General features: G+C 44.6%; 6 protein-coding genes. 4 read left to right on the top strand and 2 right to left on the bottom strand.

Translation table 11 applies throughout. The annotated features are described in order from the left end of the window. The first annotated feature begins 620 nt into the window (after positions 1-620). From JGK20_RS26840 to JGK20_RS26830, 3 genes are all read left to right on the top strand, one after another. Positions 621-1952, top strand: coding sequence for an ATP-binding protein (locus tag JGK20_RS26840; RefSeq protein ID WP_293150090.1), 1332 nt, complete (start codon positions 621-623; stop codon positions 1950-1952). Between the two features lie 677 nt (positions 1953-2629). Next, entirely contained in the window at positions 2630-8107 is a 5478-nt protein-coding gene (locus JGK20_RS26835) for an AAA family ATPase (RefSeq protein WP_293186112.1), read from the top strand. Between the two features lie 470 nt (positions 8108-8577). Continuing rightward, positions 8578-9537: a pentapeptide repeat-containing protein gene (locus tag JGK20_RS26830; protein ID WP_293232753.1), complete on the top strand. Its 960-nt coding sequence runs from the start codon at positions 8578-8580 to the stop codon at positions 9535-9537. Positions 9538-9657: 120 nt separating this feature from the next. Here the strand turns inward: JGK20_RS26830 and JGK20_RS26825 are convergent, their stop codons facing one another. Further along, positions 9658-10485 (bottom strand): hypothetical protein, encoded by an 828-nt coding sequence (locus JGK20_RS26825; protein ID WP_293186107.1) that lies wholly within the window; start codon positions 10483-10485, stop codon positions 9658-9660. On the opposite strand from JGK20_RS26825, the gene JGK20_RS26820 reads away from it, so the two are divergent. Then, positions 10478-10948: a pentapeptide repeat-containing protein gene (locus tag JGK20_RS26820; RefSeq protein WP_293232751.1), complete on the top strand. Its 471-nt coding sequence runs from the start codon at positions 10478-10480 to the stop codon at positions 10946-10948. The genes JGK20_RS26825 and JGK20_RS26820 overlap by 8 nt on opposite strands. 120 nt (positions 10949-11068) lie before the next feature. Here JGK20_RS26820 and JGK20_RS26815 read toward each other — a convergent pair. Next, positions 11069-12582: DNA/RNA non-specific endonuclease (locus JGK20_RS26815; RefSeq protein WP_293232749.1), on the bottom strand; the 1514-nt coding region annotated here is incomplete at its 5' end.

Below are 12582 nucleotides of genomic sequence, written 5' to 3'. Positions count from 1 at the left end.
CCATTTTTTGACGATCGCAATAATTCTCTTGACCATTTTGACTAGATGATACTACTATTGCTTACTACTGCTTACAAACTTAATAAAGTTTTATAATACATAGAAGACCCGCATCATTCAGCTAATTAAGAAAGAACACTCTTGACTGAAGTAAAGAGCGTCGCTTCCCTCTCAGGTCTAAAGACTCGCTCGTTTCCCGCATCCCGTATTAGTTTTATGAAGCCTTGCGGATTTTGACATTGGGAACCAGTGCTACTGCCAATGGACGGAATGTAAGTCAACGGGAGTAAGATTTCGGTCTTGCTGGATGCTGTTCCGCTTGAAGTTGGAAGCTCCCGTCATAGCGGTATCCCGCTTGACGATGAGTAGTTCACCCAGATCCCCGCGAAATTACCCATAAGCAGGGCAAATATCCGTAAATTCACTGATTCAGTTAGGTAATTAAAATTTCTTAATTAAAAATTCCAAATTCCCGCGCCGTCCGGTTGATTAGCAGATAGAGGTTGTTTGGGTATTTAGGGCATTACCCCACACCGCAAAAGGTGACAAATCAAACTAAACTCAACGAAAGAAAGTTTAGACTTTCGATTAACTCTTTTAACTTTTAGCCGGCTTCAATTGTGATCGCACTCGAATTAGACAGATTTTATAAAGCCTGCAACCCGAGCAAGACCCTTGTCGCGGGAGACCCAGGAGATTATCAATACTACATTGATTTTGGTTCGGTGCGGGGTGGCAAAATCATTGAATCTTTACAGCGAACCATCACCCGGATATCCCCCGACGAGCCAACCTGTCAGCTATTTACAGGGCATATCGGCTGTGGCAAATCTACCGAATTGTTTCGACTCAAAGCTGAGCTAGAGCAAGATGGTTTTTGCGTCGTCTACTTCGAGTCTTCCCAAGACTTGGACATGGGCGATGTAGACATCAGTGATATTTTGCTGAGCATTGCCCGCCAAGTCAGCGAAACGATGGAATCCGCCAAAATTAAACTCAGACCGAGCTACTTTACCAATTTGTTTGCAGAAGTGGCAGAATTTTTGCAGACTCCCATAGATTTGTCAGCGGAAGCGGAGTTATCTATAGGAATTGCTCGAGTTACTGCTAAAACTAAAGATTCTCCCAAACTACGATCGCAACTCAGGCAATATCTCGAACCCCGCACCAACAGCATCTTGCAGTCGATCAACGAAGAACTCCTCGACAGAGCTAACGCCGAACTCAAGCAACAAGGCAAAAAAGGCCTCGCAGTCATTGTTGACAATCTCGATCGCCTCGACGCCTCACTCAAACCCAGCGGACGCACCCAGCCAGAATACCTGTTTTTAGACCGTGGCGAACAGTTGAAAAAACTCAATTGCCACGTCGTCTACACCATTCCCCTGACTTTGATTTTTTCTAACGACTTTGGCCGTCTCGCCAGTCGATTTGGAGTCAAACCCAAGGTGATGCCGATGGTACCCGTGCTGAGGCGATCGGGCGACGATCATATCGAAGGAATGGCACTGCTGCGGCAGCTCGTATTGGCTAGAGCTTTCCCCACAGTCGCTCCCGCCCAACGCATCGATTTGATTTCCAAAGTCTTTGACTCTCCCGAAACTTTAGACAGGCTTTGCCGGATTAGCGGTGGCCATGTTCGCAATCTACTGATGCTTTTGTATAGCTGTTTGCAACATGAAGATCCCCCCTTCTCTCGCGAATGCCTCGAAAGCGTCATTCAAGAATATCGCGATGACCTTTTGGGAGCCATCAATGACACGGAATGGGAATTGTTGTTTCAAGTCGTCAACCGACAAAGTGTAACCGGCGAAGAAGAATCTCAAATCTTGTTGCGAAGTATGTTTGTCTTTGAATACCGGGATCAAGAAGGTCGCTGGTTTGGCATCAATCCAGCCCTAGCAGAAACCAGAAAATATCAGGAGTGGCAGCAACGAAATCACCAAGAATAGTTGGGATTTTTGAGATCGCATTCTTCGACTCTAAGATCCGTTAGCGGCGAGTAAATTGGAAACTATTTAACTTAAAATTTACCGTTCAAAACTCCCAATTTCTACAATCCAATAAGCACGCAGTCAGCGGTTTTTCCCACTGGCTGATTTCTCTTAAATGCGGTCTTTACGCCGCGCATATAATTGCCCCATAAATATTTGTCACCACACAATAAATTTCCCCAACCTCAACTGTCATATCTCCCATGCCAGACCAGGTAGGTATGTATTGATCCGTTGCTCCTAGTCTGGAGCGAGCATCCATGACGAGTTTTTTTTCTTTTTTCCAAATATATGCTACAGATATACCTATTGTTTACTAATAGCTAGTCGCTGGTATTATCGATACATTTAGCTGTCTGATATTGATGAATGGAGGATTTTATCTGTAGCTGACTAAAAAATATTTGATCTAGGTTTAATTTTTATTGTCAAGTTTCCCATTCTCTGAGATTGGGAGCTATGATGTTTTTAGATTAAACCTGATGACTATGTAAGTATTCATAGGAGAAGTACGAAAAACTACGTATTCCTACAGATATAAAGCGCCAGACCGATACGGGCATCTCTAAGTAGATACTGTTTCCGTCACGATCGGCAATCGTTAGGTAATTGATTTCTGCAAAAGGGGTGCACGCATGACCGATCTACTTAAACAACAAGAAACTGCCAGCTACAACGAGCGATCGCTCAAAACTCTGGTAAGATCCATCGCCATGTCTCAGCAGCAATTTTCGCTAATTTTAGTGCGCTGCAACTACGAGCAGTTGCGGCAGCACATAGCGCAGCGGCTGCGAGAAATGTCCGCAGTTCCAATTCAAGATCTCGTCCTGCCAGCATCCGTCAAAACCCTTTACACTACCCTCCAGGCAAACACGCTTCAGAACGGGGCTTCGGCTGTAGGTTCTGCCTCAGCTTTGATGGTATTTGGTTTGGAAACAGTAGTAGCGATCGACGAATTGATGGCCTCTACCAATCAAGTGCGAGATGAATTTCGCAAAAATTTTTCCTGTCCGGTGATTTTGTGGGTAACAGATGACATTGTGACCAAAATGATTCGTCTGGCCCCGGACTTCAAAAGTTGGGCCGCCGCCACCATTAAATTTGAAATGGCTGTTGACGAATTAATTAATTTCCTGGCACAGCAAGCCGATACTATATTTAAAGTAGGCGAAATAAATCAAGAACTAGGCAGCAGTACAGCCGGCACCCGACCAGGTTTTTGCGCCTGCGAAACCGACTGGGAAAAACCAGCCCAGGAGCATCAAATTAGCTCCGGAGAACGCTTTCTCACCTTTAACTCTCAACTGCAAAACGGACGACAATTAGATGTCCACTCGTATTCGCCTTTGAGTCCGGGCAATACCCTCGATTTGGCGATCGGCTCTTTGTCGCGCCGAGAACTAGAATTAGCTTTAAGAGATTTACAAAATCGCGGTCAAGAATTAGAACCCGCCCTGAAAGCCAGCCTGCAATTCGTTCTGGGTCGAGATTACTATGTCAGCGACCAAACTGAAACAGCATTAATTCATTACCAAGAAAGCTTAATATTTTGGCAGCAGCAAACCGGCAACTGGGAACTGGCAAACTGGGAATATGCCGAAAATCGATCGACCCTCTGCTCCTCATTGTCGAATCCTGTCCCCAACATCCTATTTTTAGAGAGAGAAGGCATAGTGCTATTTCACATAGCCCTGTGTCACAGATTGCAAGCAGCCAGAAATCCGGTAGCCAACCGCCACCACTGGGAACAAGCTTGGATTAGCCTGGAACAATCTAGAAACGCTTTCTCCCTTGCCGATCGCCCAGAATTGGTAGCTGAGGTGACAGCACACCTCGGAGAGGTACTGCAACGCCTCAAAGCTTGGGGAGAGTTGCAAGCATTAGCTGAAAATTCTTTGCAGTTGCACTTCACCTACGGTACTCCCAGCCAATTAGCTCAAGATTACGGGTTTTTGGCTGAAGTTGCCCTGCAACAGTCCAGGTGGAGTCAAGCCCGCCAGCTAGCCGAGTTGGCTTTGGCGATTTTGGATCAAACACCTAATGATTTAAGATTGTTGATTGAAGATTTGAGATTGGGATTTGCGGGAAATTATCCAGAATTCGTGGGTACTAACGAGTTCAGTAACGATCCCAAATCTAAAATCCAACATCCCAAATCCGATCGCAGTTCGTATCTTTTACTGTTAGCCCGAAGTTTGCGGGAGCTAGGTCAGTGGGAAGCGGCGGTTCATTCTTTGGAGTTGGCTCAAAATCAAAGCGAGCCCAAGTACGACCCCCGACTTTACATCGATATTTTGACAGAACTCCAAGCGGTTTATTTCGAGCAGGGAGAGTATCTCAAAGCTTTCCGGATTAAAAAAACCCAGCGATCGATCGAGTATCAATACGGATTTAGAGCTTTTATCGGAGCCAGCCAATTGCAACAGCAGCGTCAAGCTGTCAATCCTTCGAGCCCCTCAGCTCAAAATCAAGCTGCGATCGCAGCGGAAATGACAGCTTATTCCCGCCAAAAAGATATCAATAGATTGCTCGAAAGAATTAGCAGGGACGATCATAAATTAACTATTATTCACGGGCCCAGCGGAGTTGGAAAAAGTTCTCTAGTCAATGCCGGCTTAGTACCTGCTTTGAAAAATATTACTCCGGGCGCGCGGGATGCCTTGCCAGTAGTTATCAAAGTTTACACCGACTGGCTGGTGGAATTAGAAAACGCTTTGAACGGAGCGCTGTACGACAAACAAGCCGAAGATGAAACGCAATTAATCGCTCAAGGACTAAAGGAAATCCACAAAAGCAGTTGCTCTATTTCTCCAGAACGCGGCTCGGAAACTTCTTCTTTTATTATAGAGCAGTTGCGCGAAAATGCCACAAATAATTTGTTAACTGTGCTAATTTTCGATCAATTTGAAGAATTTTTCTTTGTTTCGACTTCAGTGGCACAAAGACAACTTTTTTATAACTTTTTGCGCTTGTTTTTGAACCTGCCTTATGTCAAGATAATTCTGTGCTTGCGCGAAGATTACTTGCACTATTTGCTCGACTGCGATCGCTTCCCCGATCTCGACGCCATTAACAATAATATTCTCGACAAAAGCATCCGCTACCAACTACGCAGTTTTTCAATAAAAGACGCGCGGGCTGTGATCGGACACTTAACGAAACGGGCAGAATATTATTTAGAACCGGCACTGATCGATGCCTTCGTCGAAGATTTAGCAGACGAACTGCAAGAAGTGAGACCGATCGAATTGCAGGTAGTAGGAGCGCAACTGCAAGAAGAAGGTATTACGACTCTAGCACAATACCAGCAATTGGGCGCCAATCCCAAAGCAGAATTAGTGAAGCGATCGCTCGAAGGAGTGATCTCTGACTGCGGCCTGGTTAACGAAGACGCAGCTTGGAAAATATTGTTTTCCCTGACGGATGAAAGAGGCGTGAGGCTGATTAAAACCAAAAACGAATTGTCCTTAGTGACAGGCCAGCAGCCGGCAGATGGGGGCGAAAGTGAATTATTGGCGATCGGCAGCAGAGGCAGAATTTCCCTACAGCGACAGTTCGCAAAAGAACCAGAAAGCGGACAAAAGAAAACCGACAACCTCGACTTGATTTTAGACATTTTAGTCGGTCACGGTTTGCTATTTCTGCTGCGGGAATCGCCCGAAGACCGCTATCAATTGGTACACGACTATTTAGTGCGGCCGATCCGCCAAAGATTCGGCTTAGAAGCCAGACTCCACAAAGCAGAAGCCGACAAAAAGATGAGTCAAGCACAGCTCTACCGAGCCAATACTTTTCTCAAACAAATGCTAGGAGTAGCAGTGATCGGCGTCCTATTGCTAACGAGTTCCACGATCGCCGCCGTCAACTTTTGGTGGCGGGCAGTCGGTCAAAAACAGCTAGCTGTCGCTCAAACTCAGCGAGCCGAAATCAGTACCCTCACCGCAGCTTCTGAAGCTCTTTATTTTTCAAACAACAAATTTGACGCCATGCTAGAAAGTTTGAGAGCGGGTAAAAAGTGGAGACAGATCGAAGGCTCCCAAGAAATGCACAGCCTCAAGGACACCGAAATTCTGATTGCTGCTGCCCTCCAGCAGGCAGTTTATGGCGTCAAAGAACGCAACCGCTTGGAGGGACACGGTGACGTAGTTTGGGGTCTGGGTTTCAGTCCAGACGGTCAAACAATAGCTTCTGCTAGCGTAGATAAAACCGTGAAACTTTGGCGGCGCGACGGCAGTTTGCTGGCTACTTTCAAAGGACACACTAACAGTGTCTCCTGTGTCACTTTCAGTCCCGATAATAAAACGATCGCCTCGGCAAGTTTAGATAAAACTGTCAAAATTTGGCAAACAGACGGCACTTTGTTAACCACTTTAACGGGACACACTAATAGCGTTACCACTGTTGCTTTTAGCCCGGACGGCCAAACGATCGCCAGTGCATCTACAGACAAAACTATCAAAATTTGGAAAACCGACGGTACGTTGCTGCAAACGATCGAACAACCAGCTCCCATAAATTGGATCAGCTTCAGCCGCGACGGTAAAATCATCGCTGCGGCGAGCGATGACGGCACTGTAAAACTGTGGAATGCTGACGGCAGGTTAATCGCTAATTTGTGGCACAGCGAAAACAAAAAACCCTCCAAAGTTTACACGGTCAGTTTTTCCCCCGACGGTGAAACGATCGCCAGTGCCGGTGAAGACAAAACGGTGAAAATCTGGAGCATCGCTGCCATAAAATACCCAGCCCGAAAAAAATCAGCCAAGGCAAAGGCGGGCGAACTGCTAACAACTTTGCGGGGACACAGCAAGTGGGTATTTGGTGTCAGTTACTCCCCCGACGGTAAAACACTTGCTTCTGGAAGCGCAGACGGGAGTGTCAAACTCTGGAGTCTGGCTGGTGTTGGCGACAAACGTCCAACGGATGCTAGCAATATTAAACCGGACAGTCGTTTGCTCAGAACTTTTGAGGGACACGCCGATCGAGTTACTCAGGTAAGTTTTAGCCCGGATGGCAAAACTTTGGCTTCGGCAAGTTTTGACAAAACTATCCGACTTTGGCGGCTCGATGATGTGCCCCTCAAAACCCTCGACGGACACCAAAACCGGGTGCAAAGCGTTACTTTCAGCCCCGACGGCCAAAAGCTGGCTTCTGCTTCTACAGACAAAACTATCAAACTCTGGAGCCGCACGGGGATTTTGCTCGAAACCTTGGAAGGACACACTCAGAGAGTCGCCAGCGTCAATTTCAGCCCCGACGGACAGCTACTGGTTTCTGGGAGTTACGACAAAACGGTGAAAGTCTGGAGTCTGAACAAAGATGCGACGAGTAATAGTCTCCCTTGTCCTTCGGCGCCGCTATTTCCGTGTTCGCCTTCTGTGCTGTTTACCCTGGAAGGACACGGCGACAGCGTGATGAGCGTGAATTTTAGCCCCGACAGCGAGATTATCGCTTCGGCGAGCAAGGACAAGACTGTGAAACTCTGGACGAGACAGGGCAGGTTGATTAAGACTTTGACGGGACACAAAGGCTGGGTGACTGGGGTGACATTCAGCCCTGACGGTTCGATGTTGGCTTCTGCAAGCGATGACGGCACTGTCAAAGTGTGGAATCGGGACGGTGGTTTGCTGAGGACTTTTGAAGGGGCTCACAATAGTTTTGTGTTGGGGGTTGCTTTTAGCCCTGATAGCAAAATGCTGGCTTCGGCTGGTTACGACAATTCGGTGAAGCTGTGGAAGGTGGACGGAACTTTGGTAGCGACGTTGCTGAAGGGTTCTAGCGACAGCGTGACTAGCGTGGGTTTTAGCCCGGATGGTTTGTTGGTTGCTTCGGGCAGTTACGATCATAAGGTGAAGTTGTGGAGCCGCAGCGGGACGTTGCTGAAAACTTTGACGGGTCACAAGGATAGTGTGATGGGCTTGAGTTTTAGCCCGGATGGGAAAATTCTGGCTTCTGCTAGCAAGGATAACCGGGTAATTTTATGGAATTTGGATCTTGATGATTTGCTGGTGAGGGGCTGCGATTGGGTGGGGGATTATCTTAGAACTAATCCTAATGTGAGCGATCGCGATCGGCGTCTCTGCGACGGGGTGGTCGCAAAACCTCAGTTTTAGTCATTTGATTGTTGGCGGTTGACGGATGACTGTTGACTGTTAAGGAACGGAGGACACTCCAAAAGCCATTTCCCTACCGCAAAATAATCTATCGCGATCGTACCAGATGTAACTATCGCCCGATTAATTGTAGGGAAACGGCACTGCGCCGTGTCCTGACTTTGGGTAATATTAATTCCGATGCCACCGGATTTGATATCATTTGCCGATCGGGATTTGTGTTAAAAATCCCGCCTCTCTTAGGAAACAAAGTCCCCCGATATGGATAATTTTGCTATTAACAACTGCCATGAAATACACCAGTAAAGTTGCTATTATTGATAAGGCAAATAGATATAGCAGTCCTAAATCAGTGGCAAATTTATCGAGAGTATAATCCTTGTAGTACAATCATCTTTCTCGCGTGTCATTTGGGAAATAATTTAAAATTGCTATATAATACAAGATCTAAACTAATTTAGACAATAATTATGAGTCTTCAAGAAATTGCCAAGGGACGCATCGCTGGAGCTGATATGATTCAACGGTATAGAGCCGGAGAGCGAAACTTTACAGGGATTGATTTAAAATCCGCTCGTCTTCAGTGGCCTTGTTTCATTGATATCAATCTCAGCCAGGCCGATTTGAGATGGGTAGACTTTGAGATGGGGCGGACTCGCCTAATCAATGCCAATATGAGTGATGCCAATATGGAAAAAGTTTCTTTAGTATCGGCTTTCATGCTCAATGCGAACTTGAGAGGAGCTAATCTCAGAAACGCTAACTTAACTAATGCTGACCTAACTAATGCTGACCTAACTAATGCGGATTTGAATGGTGCTGATTTAAGCGGTACTGCTCTCATTGGGGCTAATCTAACAGGAGCTAATATTACTGATATTAAAACGACAAAAGATACTATTTTTTGTCAAACTATCATGCCTAATGGTCAGGTACAGACGGACTCTCACAGACTGACAGATGTTCAGGAATTTCTCAGACTTTATGATGAAGGTGAAAGAGAGTTTCAGGATATAATTTTGCATGAAGTCGATCTCAGTAATGTTAGTTTATCTGGCGTTAATTTTTTGTGGCAAACTCGCTTCAGCCACGTAAATTTGGTCGGAGCTAAATTGACTGATTGTAATTTTGGTGGCATTAAACGTATTGTTTTTAGTGACATGAGGAATACCAATTTAAGTAACTGCGAATGGCGCGATCCTCAAATAATTTACTGCGATCTTAGAGGTGCATATTTGGGATTGCTTGATATGTATGCTCCTGATTTTACAGGAAGTAATCTTGAGGGTATTCAAAATTTTTTTGGTGTCGAAGAAGATATGTATTTCTGTAACACCACTTGGGTAAGTGGAGAATTTATCCCCGGACCAATCAATTCTAGTGAACGTTGGATAGAACGCCCGCAAAAGATTAGGAATGATAGATTTTGAAGAAGTTGCCATGTGAATATATCGGTTGAATAAAATAGGACTTACGCAGAGCATTGAGGGAACAGTCATTTTTTGAACATTTTTCAAAATAGTTCTGCGTAAATCCCAAGCGAGTTGGACTTAGGGAGGTGGAAACTGGAAATCGCTTTGTTGTTTAATTCGATTCCGAACATCTTCAGGAAGATTTGACAAAAAGTTAAAAACCTTGTCAGAACCCTGAGTATTCAGAAGACTTTCAAGCTGATTAATAGAAATCTTCCATGTATTTGGTCTTCGCCATTGTTCAGCACTTGTTATGGGATCGCGGCTTTCACCTAACAGTTGATTAAGTGGATTCGGGACTGCTGGTTGCCCGATCCAGTTCGTGTAAGGTTCTGGTATGTTGGGCGTAATGTACGTGTAACTGCCAAGAATATCTTGTACCCCAAGATTTGATTTGTTGGAAACCAAGATTGTTTTCCATGTCCATCCAGGAATCCGAATTCCGTTAGCTTCTAAATTTGTGGGATTTGTATTTCCCTGATTTTGTGCTTCCGTAAGTGCTTCAGGTGCTCTAGTTTTTGGCTGAACCGACCAATTCTGTTCTTTAGTATCAAAAACACCAGCAGTAATATCAAGTTTTTTGTTGTAATCAAAAATTAGCTGGTCAACTAATCCTGATTCTATTGCAGACCATGCAGGCGAAATGTCTGGGTCTAAGCTACCTGTGTTATTGCGGAAACCAACAAAATGTAGCGGCGAGTTGAAAACAGATCCTTGATTGCGGATTAACTTGCCCGTACTATCATAAAGTTTACCCTCCTTTCCGATAGAACCGCCCTTCTCCAAATCGAGTTGTACCATTGAGGCAAATAAAACATCTGCGGCTGCCTCAGCAAAACCCGAATTGTAAAGTGACGATGCTATTGTTGATTGTGTAAATAGATGCAGGAGTCGAGTTATGGACAAAGAAAGTATTGCTGTAGAAGAATTACTCAGACGATATGTGGCTGGCGATCGAGATTTTCAAAACATCATTTTGGAGTACGCTGACTTGAGCGGGGTTGAACTGCAAAATATCGACTTGAGTGATGCTCAATTTAACTACGTTAATTTGAGCCGACTCAATTTGCATAGGTGCGAGTTGGGTTCGGCTCAATTTTGGTACTGTAACTTTACAGAAGCTAAAATCACCTCAAGTCATTTGGAATATGCTAGGTTTTTTGACTGCGACTTAAGAGGATTTAACAGCAGTAAATGTAATGTAAGCTCGGCTAATTTCATTAGAGTCAATTTTCAAGGTGCTAAGTTTGGTGGCTTTGGCGAAGAGCCTTGTAACTACTGGGATATTATTCGGCAAGACGGAGTTTTCATACCGGGTTTCACCTGCAATCCCTCTCTCTATTCCCACAATACTAACAGAGAAGTATGAAATTATAAGAATGTTCTCAAAAGTTATTAGAGGATGATTTCCTCCCACTAAAAGAAGCAAAATGTCAAGAAGGAGGAGAGTATCTACTTCGCTCCTTCAAGGCATTTTGAGCATCTTATGTTATGGCAAATTTGAAAAGAAATCAAAATCAAACGCATAATTGCGGACTCGGTTGCGTTCGTTCAGAATCTTTGTGAGTTCTGGAAGAGTAACTCGCCAAGTATCTGGGTTCCTCCAATCCGTTTTACCAGTTATTTTAGGGCGAACGTTGTCCAAAAAGGGAGAAAACATATTATTGTTAAGTGGATTTGCAACCCCATCTAAGGATAAAGTCCAATCTGGTTCCGCTACATTAGGCGTCATATATGCGAAAGTTTCTATGTTTGACGAAGTAACTTCGGCTCCTGGTTGTTCCCCAGCCATAATTGTTTTCCACGTCCATCGAGGAATGTGAATTTGTCGGTTTGACAAATTGCTAGGGCTTGTGTTTCCCTGATTGATCAACTCTCCATTGAAAAGGTCATCGAGCAACTCAGGAACATTCGTTTTCTTTTGAACATTTGGATTGTTACCAATAGCTCCAGCGAAAATGTAAAGCTCTTGCCCCTGAGCAACTCTGGGGGCTATCACTTTATCTTCTATATTGAACCAAGCAGAAGCATCTGCTGGAGAGTTGCTTCCTGGAACAAAAAATCGATTATTATCCATTGACTGGGCAATCAAATTAGTGGTTAGGTAGGTTGCTAACTGGTCTTTGGGATGTCTTCTTCTATCTCTGTCAGGAGACAAATGACCTCGATCCATTCCTAAGCCAGTAAAGATATTTCCATCATAGGCTGACAAGCCACCAGATAAAAGATCGGGGTCGGCTATAAACTCAGGTCTTTTTATTAACCCACTGGGTAATTCTCCTGGTTGTGGTTGCGGTCTTGTCGTCCATGTCTTGTCTACTTTCCAACCAACCCAGTTGGCAAGTTTGGTGTCAGCATTGTAAGACACTGCGTATTGGGGCTTTTCAAGCAGCAAGTTGTTTTTATATGTACTGTTGCTAGGATTCCATCTAGCTTGAGTGGGATTGCCAAATTTGAGATGGTCGCTCTTGAAGAAAACATTATCTATGTAAACGGAATCACCGCCGTCTAAAGAAAAAGTTATTTTCGCTGGCTTTCCTCGGAAATCTGCTATTTCTGAATCAGTGAGGTTTAACTTAAGTTGGAAGGTTTCAAATCCTTTTCTGCCAAACCCAATCTTATTTTCAATGTCTGAATAGATGTTCTTAATAGACTCAGTGTTATTGTTGTTGGCTGCATCAATTTGAAAGTTTGCATCTTGTGCCAGATTGATGGTTACATTTTTACTTTGTCCGTCTATCGTTTCAAGCTTGGCATTTAATGTTCCTCCTTGAGTGGGAGCAAAAACATCAAATCGTAAATTTCCCCAATCCGGTACGACAAAGGGATTGTGCGTGATGCTGTCGCCTGTACCTAATTTTAGAGCATAATTGATTGAACCCGAATTAGACCCTACTACAGGGTTAGATAAAGTAGTAATGCTGTTCCGATTCACCAAGGAGCTTTGCAACACAGACTTATTATCGCCATTGTACAAAGACCAACCAGGAATGGGTTGCGAAT

Source organism: Microcoleus sp. PH2017_05_CCC_O_A, from assembly GCF_020738785.1.
In the GTDB taxonomy this organism is placed as follows: Bacteria; Cyanobacteriota; Cyanobacteriia; order Cyanobacteriales; family Microcoleaceae; genus Microcoleus.
The sequence above is the reverse complement of the archived record's forward strand: the minus strand, read 5'-3'. Positions and strand labels throughout refer to the sequence as shown.

Coding starts and splice junctions, on each gene's coding strand:
- JGK20_RS26835 (WP_293186112.1), top strand. CDS start 2,630: ATGACCGATCTACTTAAACAACAAGAAACTGCCAGCTACAACGAGCGA.
- JGK20_RS26830 (WP_293232753.1), top strand. CDS start 8,578: ATGAGTCTTCAAGAAATTGCCAAGGGACGCATCGCTGGAGCTGATATG.
- JGK20_RS26820 (WP_293232751.1), top strand. CDS start 10,478: ATGGACAAAGAAAGTATTGCTGTAGAAGAATTACTCAGACGATATGTG.